This is a genomic window from Prescottella subtropica (assembly GCF_005434945.1).
Classification (GTDB): domain Bacteria; phylum Actinomycetota; class Actinomycetes; order Mycobacteriales; family Mycobacteriaceae; genus Prescottella; species Prescottella subtropica.
Window position 1 is genome coordinate 1 of the sequence record NZ_SKCH01000040.1, and the last position, 17276, is coordinate 17276.

The 17276-nt window shown below is 65.4% G+C and carries 19 protein-coding genes; 17 read left to right on the top strand and 2 right to left on the bottom strand.

Annotation, left to right across the window (positions count from 1 at the left end; all coding sequences use genetic code 11):
• Positions 1-493 precede the first annotated feature (493 nt).
• The 10 genes from E0497_RS19645 to E0497_RS19685 all read left to right on the top strand — a co-directional run bounded on the left by E0497_RS19645 (position 494) and on the right by E0497_RS19685 (position 7676).
• Positions 494-748, top strand: coding sequence for a hypothetical protein (locus E0497_RS19645; protein WP_137726488.1), 255 nt, complete (start codon positions 494-496; stop codon positions 746-748).
• Entirely contained in the window at positions 741-1715 is a 975-nt protein-coding gene (locus E0497_RS19650; RefSeq protein ID WP_137726489.1) for an ADP-ribosylglycohydrolase family protein, read from the top strand. Before E0497_RS19645 ends, E0497_RS19650 begins: the two co-directional genes overlap by 8 nt.
• A 219-nt stretch (positions 1716-1934) precedes the next feature.
• Positions 1935-3938 (top strand): ADP-ribosyltransferase, encoded by a 2004-nt coding sequence (locus E0497_RS19655; RefSeq protein ID WP_241665987.1) that lies wholly within the window; start codon positions 1935-1937, stop codon positions 3936-3938.
• A 113-nt stretch (positions 3939-4051) separates the two neighbouring features.
• Positions 4052-4174, top strand: coding sequence for a hypothetical protein (locus E0497_RS21020; protein WP_277751695.1), 123 nt, complete (start codon positions 4052-4054; stop codon positions 4172-4174).
• A 204-nt stretch (positions 4175-4378) separates the two neighbouring features.
• Positions 4379-4987, top strand: coding sequence for a 3'-5' exonuclease family protein (locus tag E0497_RS19660; RefSeq protein WP_137726491.1), 609 nt, complete (start codon positions 4379-4381; stop codon positions 4985-4987).
• 198 nt (positions 4988-5185) lie between these two features.
• Positions 5186-5842, top strand: a complete 657-nt coding sequence (locus tag E0497_RS19665; protein ID WP_137726492.1) for a hypothetical protein — start codon at positions 5186-5188, stop codon at positions 5840-5842.
• A gap of 194 nt (positions 5843-6036) precedes the next feature.
• Positions 6037-6312 carry a hypothetical protein gene (locus E0497_RS19670; protein WP_137726493.1) on the top strand — a complete coding sequence of 92 codons (276 nt, stop codon included), beginning with the start codon at positions 6037-6039 and terminating at the stop codon, positions 6310-6312.
• 118 nt (positions 6313-6430) lie between these two features.
• Entirely contained in the window at positions 6431-7009 is a 579-nt protein-coding gene (locus E0497_RS20555; protein ID WP_137726494.1) for a hypothetical protein, read from the top strand.
• On the top strand, positions 7006-7359 hold the full coding sequence (locus tag E0497_RS19680; protein WP_137726495.1) for a hypothetical protein: 354 nt from the start codon (positions 7006-7008) through the stop codon (positions 7357-7359). The genes E0497_RS20555 and E0497_RS19680 overlap by 4 nt, the downstream gene beginning before the upstream one ends.
• The gene (locus tag E0497_RS19685) at positions 7356-7676 is read left to right on the top strand and encodes a hypothetical protein (RefSeq protein ID WP_137726496.1); all 321 of its coding nucleotides are present in this window, start codon (positions 7356-7358) and stop codon (positions 7674-7676) included. The genes E0497_RS19680 and E0497_RS19685 overlap by 4 nt, the downstream gene beginning before the upstream one ends.
• 557 nt (positions 7677-8233) lie before the next feature.
• On the opposite strand, the gene E0497_RS19690 is transcribed toward E0497_RS19685, so the two are convergent.
• Together E0497_RS19690 and E0497_RS19695 are read right to left on the bottom strand one after the other, a co-directional pair.
• Positions 8234-8440, bottom strand: a complete 207-nt coding sequence (locus tag E0497_RS19690; protein ID WP_241665988.1) for a hypothetical protein — start codon at positions 8438-8440, stop codon at positions 8234-8236.
• A gap of 187 nt (positions 8441-8627) precedes the next feature.
• On the bottom strand, positions 8628-9419 hold the full coding sequence (locus tag E0497_RS19695; RefSeq protein WP_137726497.1) for a ParA family protein: 792 nt from the start codon (positions 9417-9419) through the stop codon (positions 8628-8630).
• A gap of 566 nt (positions 9420-9985) precedes the next feature.
• Here E0497_RS19695 and E0497_RS19700 point away from each other — a divergent pair.
• From E0497_RS19700 to E0497_RS19730, 7 genes are all read left to right on the top strand, one after another.
• Positions 9986-10975 (top strand): DUF2637 domain-containing protein, encoded by a 990-nt coding sequence (locus E0497_RS19700; RefSeq protein ID WP_161987461.1) that lies wholly within the window; start codon positions 9986-9988, stop codon positions 10973-10975.
• A 111-nt stretch (positions 10976-11086) separates the two neighbouring features.
• Positions 11087-11299, top strand: coding sequence for a hypothetical protein (locus E0497_RS19705; protein WP_137726499.1), 213 nt, complete (start codon positions 11087-11089; stop codon positions 11297-11299).
• A gap of 843 nt (positions 11300-12142) precedes the next feature.
• Entirely contained in the window at positions 12143-12418 is a 276-nt protein-coding gene (locus tag E0497_RS19710; RefSeq protein WP_137726500.1) for a hypothetical protein, read from the top strand.
• Positions 12419-12617: 199 nt separating this feature from the next.
• Complete coding sequence (locus E0497_RS19715) at positions 12618-12842, top strand: hypothetical protein (RefSeq protein WP_137726501.1); 225 nt, start codon at positions 12618-12620, stop codon at positions 12840-12842.
• A gap of 2203 nt (positions 12843-15045) precedes the next feature.
• Positions 15046-16044: a ParA family protein gene (locus E0497_RS19720; RefSeq protein ID WP_137726502.1), complete on the top strand. Its 999-nt coding sequence runs from the start codon at positions 15046-15048 to the stop codon at positions 16042-16044.
• A 14-nt stretch (positions 16045-16058) separates the two neighbouring features.
• Complete coding sequence (locus E0497_RS19725) at positions 16059-16571, top strand: hypothetical protein (RefSeq protein ID WP_137726503.1); 513 nt, start codon at positions 16059-16061, stop codon at positions 16569-16571.
• Between the two features lie 274 nt (positions 16572-16845).
• Entirely contained in the window at positions 16846-17148 is a 303-nt protein-coding gene (locus tag E0497_RS19730) for a hypothetical protein (protein WP_137726504.1), read from the top strand.
• Positions 17149-17276: the final 128 nt, after the last annotated feature.

The following is a 17276-nucleotide window of genomic DNA, read 5'->3' on the forward strand; positions in this document are numbered from 1 at the left end:
CTGGTTTCGGCTGGGTGCTTCGCAACTTCCATCCAAGCCGGTAGGTCACACCCTCAAAACACCGGCCCCGCCTCCGCGAATCCGCAGGTCACAGCTGCCTCATCCGATCTTTCCGGGGCCCTGAGGGGAAGTCGTTGTCATGTCGCCTATTCCACCAACGTGCTCTGACAGACGCGGCACACCAAAACCGCTGTGCCGAGCAGTCCGCGCAGTGCCACGCACCAGAAACACGGAAGCCACACTCAGCCTCGCCACCATGTCGGAGACACTGCGGATCCCGCAGCAGATCCGGCGCCCAGACTCACGAAGGAGACCACACCGACGTGCCTTCACTGAGACATGCAACCTGCGGCAGAGGCCTGCACACCGTTGTTTCTCACCAAACCTGCAGTGATGGAAGGCCTGACAGCCGATGAGCACTCCGGTGACTAGACGCAGAGTGGCGCGCCGCCGGCACTACTGCTGCCCGACATCGCGAATCCAACCCGGCGACGTGTACCTCGAGCACATCGAGTTCCCTGGCGACGACGCCGGCTACGCGGATGCCGCCGGCCATCCCGTGCGCCATGCCGAATGCGCCGGCTGTGCCCGCCGGTACGGTCGCGGACACCTCCTCGACGAGGATCCCTCAGCCCCGATGAACACCACCGACATCCTTGACCAGACCACCGGATCGCGCCGACTGTGTGAGGTCGTGGCCGCCGCCCGGCTCATTGATCCGAGAATTGAAGGGACACGACATGACTGACCTAACCACGACACTCGCCGACCGAATCACCGGCGCACTACTGGGAACCGCAGCCGGTGACGCCCTCGGCGCCGGCTACGAGTTCAGCTTCCCCGGCCCGGGTGCGCCGATCGTGATGAAGGGCGGTGGCCCGTTCGGGTTCGCGGCAGGTGAGTGGACTGACGACACCGCGATGATGATGTCGATCGCGATTGCTGCGGAGACCGCTCCGCTGCACTCCCGTTCCGGCCAGGACGCCGTCGCCCGGGAGTTCGTCCGCTGGTACCGGTCGATGCCGAAGGACGTCGGGAACCAGACCAGCCGCGTTCTGCACCGCGGCTCGCTGACCGCGGACGCGATGGCAGCCGACGCTGCTGCGACGGGCCCCGACAACGCCGGTAACGGGTCGCTGATGCGGACGGCCGCGGTCGCCGCCGCCTACGGGGCCGACCCGGACCCGGCTCGGATGCTGTTCGCCGCGGACCAGATCTCGCGTCTCACCCACACCGGCCTCGACACCCATCTGGCGTGTCAGCTGTGGTCGTACGCGATCTGGTGGGGTATCCGTCACGGCACGTTCGATGGCCTCCGCGCCGGTCTCGACGACGTGATCCCGGACCATGACCGCGGCCGCTGGGGGGACTGGATTCGGGCGGCGGAGACGCAGGACGTCCCCGATTTCGAGCACAACAACGGGTGGGTCGTGTCCGCACTGCAGACCGCATGGTGGGGCATCCACCAGGCCCGGCACATCACCGATCCGGCCTCCCATCTGCGGGCGGCACTGTTCGAGACTGTTCGTGCCGGCCACGACACCGACACCACCGCGGCGATCGCCGGAGGGCTCCTCGGGGCTGTGCACGGTGCGACCGCGGTGCCCGACCAGTGGGCGCAGATGCTGCACGGCTGGCCGGATGCGACTGCCGTCGACATTCGACGGCTGGCCGCGGTGTTCGCGAACGTCGAAGACGCCAGCACACCCGAATAGGCGTCTCCGCCAACACTGTTTGGGACATGCCAGCTGTGCTGGGTATCGGGACGCGGACCCGGGGTGACCGGAACTGCGCCCGATACCTTGCCCGGCATGTGTCGATCCATCGAGGACGGGGGCCGTCGCTGCCCGAGCTGCAGCGGATACGCCTCGGCCGCCCGCGCGAACACCAACAAAGCCCGGAACCGGAAGGTGCGCGCCTTGGTGGTCGCGTACTTGAAAGAGCAAGGTCTCGTCGAAACCGCTGCGGCCGTGCAGCTTGCGGCGCCGAGCATGATGCCGGAGCTGATCACCAAACTCGGCATCGACGAATCCGTCTTCGATGGACTCGAACTGCCGAGCACCCACATGGGTCCGGCGTCAGCGGCTGCCCTTCTCGAGCAGGCCGTCGCCGAACGTGAAGCCCTCGCCAACCCCACCAGCCCCGAGCAAGCTGCACTCGCTGCCGCGCGGGCAGCTCTCGACTCCGCTAACACCGATGCCGAAGAAGCACGGAAAGCGGTGGGGCGGGCCCGCTACCAACTCGGCAAAGCCAAGGACACAGGCGATGTAGACGCGATCTCTGCAGCCCAAGCCGACGTCGACAAAGCGAAGGCCGCGCACGTCGACGCTCTCGCCGCGGTCGCGGACGCCGAAAAGCAGGTGCTGGTCGCGGAGTTCCGGTGCCGTGGCGACCTCGACGACGACGCTCGCGACGCCTACCTCGCGGGCCTGTCCGCCGACGACCAGGACGCGATCGCCGACGCGGAAACCGTCCGCCACCGCGACGCCGCCCGCGACGCCCTCGTCACGAACAACCCGATCGGCATCTCCGGCACCGACCGCGACACCAGCATCTACACCGCCGGCACGTTCCTGGCCGCTCTCGACGGCGGCGACACAACCGTCGAAGGACGTCTCCTCGACGGCGGCACCGCCATCTACCGGTCCTCCTACGGGAACTTCCTGGTCCTGCAGGATCCCGGTAACGGCCTCTACGAGCCTGTCGCGACGGCCGTGAGCAAAGCCGATGCGATCGCCAAGGCGAACCGGATCCCGATGTTCACCGGCCTGACGAACCCTGGCGCGGACGCCGACCCGATGGACAAGCAGGTCGCCGAATCCAACCGGGTCGTGGTCTCCGAGGTCGCCAAGGCTGCCATCGACGGCGCCATCACCACGGACCAGGCGAAACAGCGACTCGCTCACCAACTCGACACCGCCGCTGACGATCTGGCCGATGCTCTCGGTGGCGCTCCTGTCCGCAACGAAATCCACGAGGGCACGACACGCCACAAGAAGCGGATCCGGGAGAAGATCGCTGACGAAGCCGGCGAGACGGCCCGCGCGGCTGCCCTCGCTGCCGGAGCCAGCAGCGCCGAAGCCGAAACCGCCTATCGGAAAGCCCGCCTGGCGAAACTCGGCACCCCGACCATCGGTGGCGGCGTGATCCCTTTGTTCGACCACAAGATCCCTCCGGAGTCTCTGGGCGAGAAGGGGTACGCGAGCCTGACCCGCTCCGGTATCCGCGCGTACGGCAAGGAAACCGCCCACGACTACGCGGTGATCGCCGCCCGCTCCGGCAACCCCACCAACTGGGGTTTCGACACGAAACCGGGTGGGGTGAAGCTGTCGTCGATCAACACACTGACCGACAACTTCGCGCCGTACATGAGCACCCACGTCAATTCCAGCCAGCGCAGCGCACTGAGCACCTACACCGGCAGCTCCTACAAGGAAATCAACGCCGCGATCACCGGCCGCGACCCCAACCCGTCCCCGAGCACCGCTGCGACCGTGAAAACCCTCAACACCGCGTTCGAACAGTTCGCGGAGAAGAACACCAACACGGAGCCGATGACCGTCATGCGGGGCACCCGCGTCCCAAGCGGATGGACAGGCAGCCGCGACGACTACCTGGCGTCCGCGTTCACCGTCGGCGCGCGGGTCCAGATGGGCAAGGTCACCAGCACCACCACCAAGCCGGACACCGCCACCCAGTTCGCGGGATCAGTCAGCTACGGCGGCCCCGAGCCGTACCTGATGGTGATCCGCACCCGCCACGGCATGCCGGTCAAGGCCCTGTCCATGCACTCCCACGAGGACGAGGTGATCGTGCCGCCGGGCTCGGACCTGCGGTGCGTGCACATCGACCCGAAAGGCCCCGGTGGCCTTCCCGCCGTCTACCTGGTTGCCGAAGACCTCGTCGCCGAAGCCAACGACGGAGCCATCGCCGCCTGATCCAGCCACGACCGGGCCGCGCCGGCGGACCTGTGGTGCCGCACTCCCCTTGTACGGGCGGGACTGTCGCTGCTGTCAGCAACCGACCCGACACCACCTCAAGGAGCGATTCGATGAAGTGCAAGACCTGCGGAAAGCCGATCTCCCGCGTCCCGTTCGCTGGGTACAGCCACACCGATGACTACTTCCAGAGCGGGCTGTGCGCCGGCAAGAACATCGAACCAGCCGACGGCTGAACCCAGCCCGGCCCGGAGGCGGCGGCACGCCCGACACACGTCGGACGTGCCGCCGCATGGTTGGCATCGTGTGCCGCAGCCACCCCGTCCCGTCGCTGACCGCATGTCACACCTGTCAGTGACGATCACCCCAGTCCCGGCCGCACCACAGCCGCCGGCGCGGCAACCGCCGCACCACCTGACGATGAACGGAGAGCAAGACAGATGAGTGTCGACGGATTCGTGTTCGTAGACCTGGAAACCACCGGCACAGATGCCACTACCTGCGAGATCCTGGAGATCGGGTTCGCCTTGTACGACACGGAACTCGAACTCGTCGACCGGTTCGAAATCCTGGCCGCCACCACGGACACCACAGATTTGATCAGCAACCTGCGGGCGGGCACCGACGAGAACAGCCGGTTCATCACCCGCATGCACACCGACAACGGCCTGTTCGGTGCCCTCGAAGCGACCATCGCTTTCGAGATCGACCTGCCGGAGGACCTGTCGGGTTACGAGTCGAAGGTCATTGACAGGCTCACTCTGTGGGGTGTCGACTCCACGACCCCACTGTGCGGTACCTCGCATCGCATGGACCGGGACTTCCTCGACCGGTGGATGCCGAAGGTCGACGCGCTGTTCTCCTACCGGATGATCGACGCCCGCGTGTTCACCGAGGCCGGACGCATCCTCGACCCTGCCCGCACCGCAGACCGCATCAAGCTCGTCGACGAATACGGTGCCCCGACTCACCGGGTGGCCGGCGACATCCACCACTCCGCGAACATCCTCCGCGTGTTCCACGACCGCGCACCGATCCCCTTCGTCTAGAGCGCAGCCGTCTTGCGCCCTGTACGCCCCACCAGAGGCGTGCAGGGCGTTTGTCGTCCCCCTGGGGTGGTTGGAGCTCTGTCCGCGCCCTGCAGCCGCGATACCGGGGAAACCGGTGGCCCCGCCGCCGACAGGTGCCGCGCACCCGGACCCGTCGCCGAAAAATCCAGTCCGACAACCACCGACGACGGAGGACACATGACCGCCACCCTCACCCCTGACCAGGTCACCCGCATCGACCGCTACATCCGCGACACCGGCCACGACATCGACGGCCTTCTCCGCGCGCAGCAGACCACTATCGGACACGTCCTCGCAGTCCTCGCTTGTGCGGCACATCCGGGGGTCGGCGCTGTGCGGATCTACGACATCGACGAGGACGGCCGCCCCGGCCACATCCAGTGCACGTTCGTAGACCGGCCTGAGGCGGTGCCGCTGGCAGCAAACTACAGCGGCCTCGAAGACGCCTTGGTGGCGATGCTCCGCCGCCTCCCTGACTGCGACAACAAGATCTGGTCGCGTCTCGGCCGCAATGCGGCCCTCGACGTCTCCGCCGCCCTCGCAGCCGGAAACACCTACCCGCTGCGCACCGTCGGAGAGCGGATCATCGAAGACCTCGAGAAGGCCGTCGGCTGTCGAAGCATCCGCAAGGCCGAGATCACCACCGAGGAGTTCGACAACGGCTTCTACCCGAACGACATCGTCGAGGTCGACTTCTGCGACGGTGACAGCGATGAGGTCTACGTCGAGGGCCTGGCCGACTACACCGACGAACTGCGCGAGATGGTGGCCGGGTTCGGGCGGGACACCATCATCACCATCACGAACACCGCCACGGGCATCACGATCGAGTGAGGCACCCACCCGCTGCGTGAGCCGGATCATGCCGGCCCACGCAGCGGGCCATTCCGTACGGCTGTCCACCACGCACTGCCTGGTAGGACACCTAACGCCAGCGGCGGCGTGCCGCACCTACACGCGCAGGCCGAGACAGTCGAAACCGACAAGGCTGGGCACTCGCCCCCATTCGACTGCAGGAGAACTCACCCGTGAGAAGCGAACTGACCACCACCACGAACAAGCGAGGCACCGAGATCCGTGTCGGGCAGCAGTGGTGCGACAACAGCCCGACCCGCGACCCGATCCGCCACTTCACGATCACCGGCCTCGAAGAGGAATACGGGCACGTGCAGGCCGTCTGCCACATCACCCACGGCATCGAGCGCGACAGCGGCACCCAGGTGCCCATCGACCGGGTCGTGCACATCGACGTCGACCGCCTACATCCGGTCCGCACCGGCTACCGGCAGGTCGACCAGGCGTGACCACCGATCCGGCAGATAGTTCCTGGCCTACATCCGGCGTGCCGCACCGCACGCCGCAGATGGAAAGCTCAACCGCGTTGCCAGACGGCCACATCCACACTGCGAGGAAGGAACCCTCATGTCCGACACACTGACTGCGACGGACGCCGCCGCCGAGTTCATCGCGCAGGAGACCGGCATCGAGGTTCGAGAAGCGATGTCGCAGGCGCAGGACTTCATCAAGTCGCTCCACGCGGACGGCTTCACCGTCGTCCCCACCGCGGCGCTCGAGCAGAACCATCTCGCACAGATCGTCGCCTCCCGACGGGGAGCCACCGCCCACGTCAACGACACGGACCGGATCGTCGCCGACCGCCTCCGAACCCACCTGATCGGGAATGCACCGGTGCAAGCGCAGACCCGGGCGGCCGAAACAGCCGCCACCACACCGGCGCCCGCACCGACGCCGGCTCCCACACCGGCACCGGCAGCCGGTCAGGTGTGGGCCGACAACGATCCGCGTGTGCATGGCCGCACGATCGCCGTCGACGCGATCGACGGCGACAAGGCCATCTGCACCGTCCTCGTCCCGGCGTACGACAACCCGAACGGCCGATCCGGTCACGCGGTGAAGATCGCTGTGCGCCGCTTCAAGCCGACATCCACCGGCTATCGCCTGATCCGTGACGAGCACGGAACGATCTTGGAGGAAGTATGAGCAGTATCGACACCGACCACGTCGTGGTCAGCGTCGGCACGATCAGCCACACCGTCGAGTACACCGTCGCCGGCGCAGGGCCGATGACCATGGACTACGGCCACCAGCAGTTCACCCCGCAGCAGGCCGTGGTCACCGTCGAACGGCAGGTCGGTCGCGAGTGGGCTGTGAAGGCCTTCATTGCACGCGGGCTGCGCGTGCTCAAGTCCGGCAAGAACGGTCAGGACATGCGTGAACGGAACGTGTGCCGAGGGCAGTTGATCGACGGCCGGTGGGTGCCCATGCCCGCCGACGACGCGCCGGCATGGGTGCACGACCTCATCGCCCAGACCATCCAGGATGCCCAGTGACCGAGCACAACTCGGAGGCTCTGGCGTTCTGCGAACCGGGAAACGCTGTCGCGATGGGCAAGATCCACCTCCGTGTCGCCGGCAGCGGGAACCCGGACCGTGGGGCCGGGCTCCCCGCCGGCACCCACGCGCTCTGCGGGCGGCCCCTCGACTACGGCTGGGACATCGACGGGGACGTCACCACAGCCTCCGTGGCCGAGCAGCTGGAACCGCGTGTCAGCGACGGCCACGTGTGGCTCTGCCGCAGCTGCGCTGACCTCCACCAGTCAGTAGTGGGTGTCTCGGACGGTCCCCGCCGGCACCAGCACGGCGATTGAAGCCCGGTCAGCTGGCGGATTTCAGCGCACCGGCGAGACCGAGGAGGACGAGAGTTCCGAACGCCCAGCTGGCAAAGCCTGCAATGTGTTCGGCCGGCGTGAACTGAGGGGACGACCCCATGGCTAACTCCTTCACGTGAGAGTGGCTGTGCAGCGACATCTGCCAGTTGGCGAGAAACGAGCCGCCAGTTCTAGGTGTGCCACGTTGCCGTGCGCTTCCCGAAGCGGCCGCCGCTGTGGTCGACACTCTCCCATATCGGACATAGGGGCGTCGAGAGACTGGTGTCAGTCTCTCGATGCCCCTGCGTGGTCTCGGGTTCTCTCCTCGTGGCACTGCACCATTTCTCACCGTGAAGCCCATGCGGGTGGCAGACAACAGCAGACGGTCCACTCTCTCGCTGGGATTCCTACAGCCTCTCTCCGGCTCTCACCGCTGAGACGGCACATGGTCAGAGGACTCTTCTCTCCGACTGTCCATTTCCGAGCTCTCCGCGACTGAGAACGGGGCAGGCCGCAGTTCTCTGCGTCGTCTCTCTGACCCGTTGGAGGTGGCGTTCTCAGCTCTCGATGAGATTCCCGTGAACGTCCGCAGCCGGCACACCCATCTCGTCGAGAAGGCGAGAGAGTGCCTTGTCGACGACGTCTGTCGTCTTGAGGCTGTTCTCTCGCACGAACTGTTCGAGACGGGCTGCCGTGGCTGCGGTGACGTACGTGTTGAGTTGCTTCTTCCCTGGCCGCTTCCGTGTCTCGAAGAGTTCCGTCACTGCCGATGATTTCTCCGCCGAGACCGGGGTGGCCGGAGACACCGGCGCCGCGGCTGGCGCAGCGGGAGTGACAGAGACGTCAGAGAGCGGGGCGGTCTCCGGTTCCGCGACGACCCGAGCGGCGTCGTCGCGCCGAGACGCGCGGGTCGAGCGAGTGCTCCCGCCGGCCCCCAACCCGATCGATGACTTAGACATGGAGGTTCATCCTTTCAGCGATGGTGCGGGCGGCCGCCCGGTAGTCCTTGGCTGCGGGGTTGTCGGGGGCGTACACAGAGACGGGCAGTTGTCTCGCGGCCGCTTCCGAGACCCGCACGGTCGACGAGATCTCTCCGATGTACTCGTCAGGCCAGTCGGCGATCAGCTGCCGGCGGACGTCCTTCGACAGCTGCGGCCGGTAGTCGAAGCGAGTAGCGAGAACGAAGCGGATGTCGACGTCGGGGTTGAGCCCTTCCTGGACGTCGAGAACCGTGTTCTCCATCGTGGAGAGAGCCTTCAACTCGTCCGGTCCCGGTGAGACCGTGGCGAGAATCGAGTGCGCAGCGGTGAACGCAGCGGTCGTCAACTCCCCCAGCGAAGGCGGGCAGTCGATGATGACGATGTCGTAGTCGCCGCTGACCTTCTCAAGTTCCGTCCGCAGACGGCCCTGACCGCCTGCACCGAGTCCGGTGCGCTCGAGCTTGCGGAGCGCAAGCGCCGCCGGTGCCACGTCGGGGCCGAACTCGCTGGACTGAATCACCTGCTTGAGCGGAAGTCGGTCTTCGCGTTCGACGGCCAGGACCTCGTAGGTGGTGCCGTCGTCGGGACCGACGGTGATCCCGAGACCGTCAGTTGCGTTCGCCTGCTGGTCGAGGTCGACGAGTAGGACACGGAGTCCGAGCTGCGACATCTCTGCGGCTAAGTTCACCGCGGACGTCGTCTTCCCGACACCGCCCTTCTGCAACGCCACAGCGAGAACGCGGGCCTCTCCACCACCAGTCATGGGCCTAAGAGTACGCGCAAACATGCGCGCAAGCCTGCATGCAAGCGGGCGTGCATGTTCACGTGCGCGCACGTGCACGCTGGGCATTCTCAGAAGAGAACGGGAGAGAGCGCCGGATTCTCGGGGCACTGGGAGGCACTGCGGAGCGCCGGCCGTGGACGCGCCGTGCCGGAAACGACGGTCGCGATCGGCGCGCCGCAGAGCCGTGTCCGGCCAGCTCCGTGCCTGGCCCAGCTACATCCGCCGTCGACCCGGACGGCGGCACTGACGTCGCTGAACCAGGCGAGGCGCCACCAAGGGGTCGGCTCGTACCGAACAAGCACGTATACGTGCACGCAAACATGCGTGCACGTATGCACGTATACGTGCGCGCGTGCGCGCTTGCTGTAATGTCTCGATTGGGAACCAGGGAGAAAGCCCCGATTCTCGCTGAGAAAAACCGCCTCACCAGCACATATACGCAACCAGGCGCGTGCGCATCCACCCAGCGTCTGCTGATCGAAAGCCACGACCGGGCGCTGATCTCTCGTTGGAGAGCGGCACCTGAGACAGAGAGGAACCCCATCGTGCCTGTCCGTTCCCGGAGGGAATCACGCGCTCTCAAAGCCCGGCCGCGACGTTCCCGCCCCCTTAGCCGCGACACCAAAGTCTTCCGCAGCGCCGTCGCTCTCACCTCGGTGATCTGCGCAGCGTCGTTCTCTCTCAGCTTCGTTGCTCTCTGGGATCTCGCCAGCCACATCGGACTCCCGCGCTGGATCACCTGGCTCTTTCCCGTCGCCGTCGATGGCGCCATCTTGATGTCGACGGTCGCGCTGGTCTATCTCGCGAAGGACAGCACCGAGACAGGGAAGAAGGATCGCGGGTTCTTCTGGTTCGCCATGCTCTTCGGGGCGGCGGCAAGCATCTACGGGAACGCCTACCACGCGTACATGAACACCGCTCCCGGCTTCGACCCGATCGTCGCCGCCGGCATCGCCACGATCGCCCCACTCAGCCTCCTCCTGGCCTCGCATGGCCTCCTCGTTCTCGCGCGCCGAGCAGGAGGGGATATGGCAGAGAATGCTGCTCTCCCCCCAGAGACCACGATCATTCCCTCGGCCCTGACGGAGGCGCAGACCGAGACGCCAGCAGAGAAGCTGGCCGAGACACCGACCGTCGAATCCCTCCCTGCCGAGATTCCGACAGAGACCACAGCCGCTGTCTCTCTTCCCGCAGAGAATCAGAGCGAGATCGAGGCCGATAACGAGAGGCCCCAGCAGACAGTGGAGAACACGCCCTCGAGCTTCGAGCCCACCCCGGTCCGCGCGACCGAGACGGAGACGACTAGCTGGATTCCCGCGGCCGACGCGGATGTTCTCGGGATGCCTTCGACTCTCGGGACCGGCGGACGACTGGAGAAAGCCGAAGCGCAGCAGTTGGTTGCCGCAGCAATCCTCAACGACCCCGACCAGTCCATTCCCGATCTCGCCGACCGGATCGGCTGGGGCGTGTCCACGGTGTACCGCTGGGCGCAGCAGATCCGAGACGGCAAGCTCGACGTCCCAGTCGCCGTCTGACCCGGATTCTCGCCAATGACGACGGGGTGCGGCAGGGAAGAGGACACGCCCTGCCGCACCCCGGAACTCCTACCGGCACACTGACGAGCACCAACCAAACAGGAGACAGTCATGGCAATTCACCAGGTGGGCTCGAACCGGATGAGCGACGAGCAGGTCGAGACGCTGCGCGCGTCCGTCGCCGAAGGTCGCAGTCCCGACGAGATCGCGAACTCCCTCGCGCGGATCGCGGACCTCGAACCGGAAGAGACCTTGTTCATTCGCTCCGTCGCTGCTGCCATCGCCAACGAGCAACCGATGCCCTGGGAACTGCCGCAGGACTAGTGCCGGCTGCCCGCGCTGGTGCCTGCTGACGGACCCACTCCACGTCGCTGCCGGCATCGCTCACCCAGTTCACCAAGCAGGGCGTCCCACGATCTGTACGCGCCTGTGCACTGACGCATCGTCCCGCGTGCCATGCGTTCCTGACGGTTGGCAGGCGGCCTTCACGTCATCGTCGAAGTCCTTCGACGGATGTTGCCTCGCAGGACTTCGTCGAGGCTCAGATCGCCCTCCCTTGTAGGGGCTGGCCGCGGGCCGGCCAGCGTTCTCACCGCCAGCGTTCTCACCGCCAGCGAGCGCACTGTACGGACAGATCCGTATTTCTCGTCTCGTCGTCAGCCCTGTGCCGCAGCTGCGCGGTGTCGCTCGACTGCCAGCAGATGGTCGGGGTATGAGCTGGTGGGCCCGACAAGGCTGTGGGGTCGGGCGGCGGGGAGATCACCGGCGCTGTCGTCGGTGTTTCCAGGTGGTATCGGGTGGGTCCAGCCGTTTTCGGCCGCCAGCGGCCGTTTCAGAGCCAAAACGCGTTGGCCTGCACGTTTCCAGGCTCAACTGCGGTAATGGCAATTATCGTCGGTGAGCACGCAAACCTATCGAGTTAGACGAGATGGCGGCCAGAGGGGCCAGAAAAACCTGATTCCCACGGGGTTCCCGGGCGGCTTGTCGCGTTCTCGACTACCTGCCACTCCGATGTCGTCCCGGAGTGTTTACCCAGGTCGAGTGTGCCACGTGGTCCGCCAACTGGCCAGAGTTCACCGCTCACGACTCGTGCCGCACAGCGTTCAAACGGTCGACACGATCCGAAGCGCACCAAATCCCTTCCCCACAGCCCCACAGGAGCCCGAGATGAGCCTTTCCCGAGCCGGTACTGCATTCGGCGTCGCTGCAACCGCGGTGGCCGTCGTGGCCGGCGCGACAGCCTGCGACAGCACCCCTCGATACCAGGGCGAGCAGCCTGCACGAATTACCGGCGACGCCCCATCGACGGTTGCCGTCCACACCGTCACCTTCAAGGACGGCGCCAAGGTGCGGTGCATCTGGGAGGCCGACAGCTCCCAAGGCGGCGGGCTGAGCTGCGACTGGGCCTCCGCCACCTCCCCGACTCCGGCTGCACAACCCTGATCGGGCCAGCAAGAAGGCTCTGCCGCCGGCCATAGAGCCTCCGGGGCGGCCCAGCGCCCAAGGCTGGCGTCACCTACGTGCCTGCTGCGGGCGTAGCCGGATGGCAACAGGCGCTTCGCGGTCAGGGGACCGGAATCGAGCTTCCTATCGTGAGCCATCCCCCGTTGTTTCGACCCCACACCGATCAGGAGTCCCACTCATGCCGCCCACGCCCCTCAACTCGATCCTGACGTACATCGGTGAGAACCAGGCCGAGGTCAAGAAGATCGCTCTCCTCGTTTTCGGCTTCGTCGGCGTCGTCGGGATTGCACTGGCACTGTTCGTGACGATGGAGCCCTGGACGCTACTGCTCTCGGCTGTCGGCGTCGGCGGTGTCCTCGGTGTGCACTTCGCGACCCAGTCGCCGGACTCGACCGATCTGTGAACACCGGCCCCGTGCCGCGATAAGCCGGCGGCAACGGCCGACTCGCGTCCCACGGGTCGGCCGTTTTCGTCCTCGGGACGTTCGACGGCGAGTTTCACCAGAATCGAGGGGTGTTTGCGCAGGTCAAACCGCTAGGCCGCCTGATTGCCCTGCTGTGGGCCTGGATCGGTGAACCTGGGGTGGTTAGTGCGGAAACGCACTCCGTCGGCTCCCTGGGGAAGCTAGGGGGCATAGCGCCGTTTTCGGGGTTTTGAAGAGGTTGTTTTCTCCCGTTTTCGCCGGTCAAGCTCGAATCCGGGGGAGAGCGCCGAATCCAGGGCTGCAACCCGTGACCCCTTCTCAAGCGCCCCGAAACCGGACCATCGGCGTGCACCGGACCCAGAATCTGGGCACATCAACCACGACGAGAGCGTCGAGGAACCTGCCTGAACGGGACACCCCAACCGCACCAGTTCGCCACTCGCCAGGAGTCTCACACGTCTCTCGCGCCGCCTGTATCGGACACCAGCAGCATCGTGATGACGCCACGAACTTCCCTCGGAGAGAGTCGGTACCGGTGGTTTCCCCGGCACTATCGGGGGCGTCGCCAGTACGCGGATTTGCGAGGAACGGACGCGGCTGCGATCGCTTGCATCCCACCCGGGTCAGCGGATACGCACCCTCGGCTGGCCTTCTATCCGACCGATTCCTGCACGAGCGGATACCCGGGAACACTCGCAGGATCCTCGAAAATCGAGGACGCTACGGCCTTGCATGACGCTTCATCAACCCCGATAGCGTCCCAGCAGAGAGCCCATGATGCGGTCGACCAACCTGGGATCGTGCATGAAACAAGATTTGGCCCAACTGCTTTCCGGGACGACTGTCTGCCTGTTTTACGCCCGCTCCGGTGTAGGAAACAGACTGCGCACGGCCTGAACCTCACTTGGAGGACGCGGTCATCTGAGGCTGAACCCTCCCCTCAAACTCCGTCGATGAATGATCAGGCCGACCCCGATTCGTCGCGGTGGGCGCTTCGAAACGCCATCCTCCCGGAGAACTGTTGACCCTCGATGATGACTGTTCGAACTGCTCAATAGCGACCGATGGCCCGGCATGAACTCCATCCGGTATGGCCTGCTGATGCGCAGCGGGCATCGGCCATCCAGGCGGAATCTGGGGTTGTCGTGGCGGTGATCGAACTGTCGCATGACGCCAATCTGCACACACCCCGCTGCGGCGACTGCGGCGAATCGAGGTTTGAAACTGGCGGTAGATAAGGGCCATGACCTGCGAAAATATAGTGTTGCATGTATTGCCTACACAGTGCATCTGGTGAAGTCGTGTACAGCGTTCACATCTGTTGATGATGGTGTGCACCCTCAAGCAAGCATCCATGTGCACTAGTTCCTGCACTGTTGATGTTGCTCAACTGTCTACTCGGTGCATGACCGCATGTCAGGCAACACAGTTGCGGTATTGCATGTGTGTGTGAAACGAACAGAACGTGCACAACCGAACATCTTCTGGCAACGGACACTGCTGCTGTCATGTGCAAGATGTCCAGGACAGACACAACGATCTGCACATCCAAGCAAGACCACCTGTTGGTGAACGAACACATCGTGCGCAACTGCTCGTCCGTCTACACGGTGCAGTCCGATACCGACAGTGCATCCGTTGACAACAGATGTGATTGCTGCAACAGCGAAGCACGACACGCCGTGCACCAACGATGAGACATCTACTGCGTGCAGCACATCGACACCATCGTGCGCGGACTCCATTGACAGGCAAAGCCTTCTGGCCTGCACAGACTCTGTGAACATTCCAGCCCGAACGAACAGTCAAGAGGCAACCGATAGCACGTCATCGCTGTTCTCGCAGTCTGATACCGCATGTCAGTGCTCCACGGAGGCAACGAATCTGATTTACTACATGACGTGCACAGCAAGTCCGGCAAGACACGCACACACGTATCTGACAGTGCAGCAATGCTGTTCAGTCGGTACATCCACCACGGAATGAACCGACTCGCCAGCGATGCCGTGTAGTCCGCGTCCACGGTGGTCGCAAGCACCAACGGACCGCACGAACACGCACTGCAGCACGAAGTGCACCGAAACCACGACTTGTATGCTCTGACAACACCAATACCGCCTGCGCAGACGCCTGCCTCACTGAAAAATGGGCATCGTGTGGGCCACCTAGAAAGGGGGGTGCGATGGCCAACCTCGGCGAGAGTCGCCCCGATTTCCGCTCGAAGACCGTCGCAACCCTGTGCTCGAAGGGCGGCGTGGGGAAGTCCACGCTGTCGGCCCAGCTCCTCGACAACGCGGCCCGACTCGGACTCCGTGTCGCCGGCGTCGACCTGGACCCGAACGGCACCCTGTCCCGACTGACGGGGACCGTGGCGCCGGTCGGTGAGCCTTCGGTGCGGGAAGTCCTCGAAGGCACGGCCTCCCCGCAATCCGTCGCGCGTAAGCCGATCGCGTGGCAGCCGGAGGCCGCCGATGACCGCCCGTGGATTCAGGGCGGCCCGCTGCTGCCCGGGGGAGAGGTCCACATGGTGCCGGCCCCTGATCGTGGCCTGGACGCTGTGACGTCCCGTTCCGGCACCGACGTTGAGAACGCACTACTCGAAGCGATCACCATGTCGGGCTTCGGGGAGCACTACGACATGATCGTCGTCGACCCGCCCGCCAGCACCTCCTCGACCCTGTACCTCGCGTTGAACGCGTCGCAGCACCTCGTACTCCCGCTGCAGACGGAGTCCGCGGCGCTCTCCGGGCTGATCCTCACCCTCGAAGCCGCAATCAAGTTCTCCTCCAACACCGGCCGGCCCGTGAACGGCATCGGCGTCGTCGCGACGATGCTGGACCGGACAACCGAGCACACGGAAACGCTCGAGGCTGCCCGGGCCTGGATGAGCGACCGCTTCGCGGGACAGATGACCGTCCTGAACCCGCAGGTTCCCCGCCGAACGATCATCGCGGATGCGGCAGCCCGGATGATCCCGGTGTCCCGCCAGGTGACGGGCAGTGGCCGTTACGCCGACGTCGCGGCACGCTACGCCGCGGTCACGCTCTCCGTGGTCGCGAGCGTTGTTCCCGAGAAGATCGACGCGATTTTCGATGCGCTCGAGGCACAGAACATGCCCGACGAGCTTGCTGAGATTGTCTACGCGGGCTTCGCCACCACAACCGACGCTGACGCGAGCTAGGAAGGAACTGCACCATGTCACGACAGAGGCCCAACCAGCGCCTGAATCTCGCGAACGCCGGCACCAGCGCAGCCAGCCTCGCAGCGTTCGCCAGCGACCCGGCCGTTCAGGGTGTCGAACCGGCCGCCGCCGCGCCCACGCCGCCGGCGCCCTCGCACGTTGTTGACGACGACGACATCGCCAACGACACGTACGACTACGGCGACGACGACCACGACGTGGAACCGGTAGAGGCTCCGGCCCCCGCCACCAGCAAGGGCCGCGCCAAGCCGGCGAAGCGGTCGGCGCACATCCAGATGAAGACCTACCCGATGCTGCGTTCGACCGTGCAGACGGTGTCCAAGGCGTCGATCGACTGGCACATCTCCGACCCCTCCCGCCTCGAAAAGTTCGGCGGGACCGCATCGGAGACCGCGTTCGTGCAGGCACTGCTCCTGTTCGCCGTGGATCGGATCTCGAAGAACGAGAAGGAAGCCCAGCGACTGCTGCGCTACTTCCCGGAGAACGCACGGATCCGTAACAAGTAGCCGATCCCTGCACTCGAAGTCGACCGAAGGGGCTGCCCGAGCATCACGCTCAGGCAGCCCCTTCGGCGTATCTCGTCACCAGCCTGGCGCCACCCCGGGGGACTGGATTGAATCTCAGCGGTCAGCGTTCACGCCGCCAACATGACCCTGACCAGGCTGTATTCGCTGCTTCGATGCTTTCGGTGGTCGTCGATGCCGCATACCCGGAACCGGGCATGTTTGTATGCCCCTATTCGGAGATGAAGAACTAGCACCATCGACAGGAGCACCTCACATGATCACCTTGCGTCTGCACCACGGTGCACGAGCGTGCCTCGACGCCGTCGCCGAACGCACCGACCGGCCCCTCGGATGGATCCTGGGACAGGCGGTCATCGAAGCGATGATCGAGATCGCCCACACCGAAACCACCGAAGACGCCCTCGCCGTCCTCAGCCCGCACCTCGCAAGCCCCGCACGCACACAGGCGACACGAATGACCACAACGCTGCCGAAGCACTGCGAGCACGTCGTGGAACTACTCGTCGCCGAACACGCGCGGCTCGGGGGAGCACCCAGGGCCTCGGCAAAGTCGTGAGTGATGCCCGCTGACCTGCGGTTTCAAGGTGGGATGGCGCACGATCGGGGTGCGGATTGGGGCGGGCACGACCGTCTCGGTGATGATGCAAGTCTCTACTCCCGCGTCATCAGGAACGAGTCGTGCCC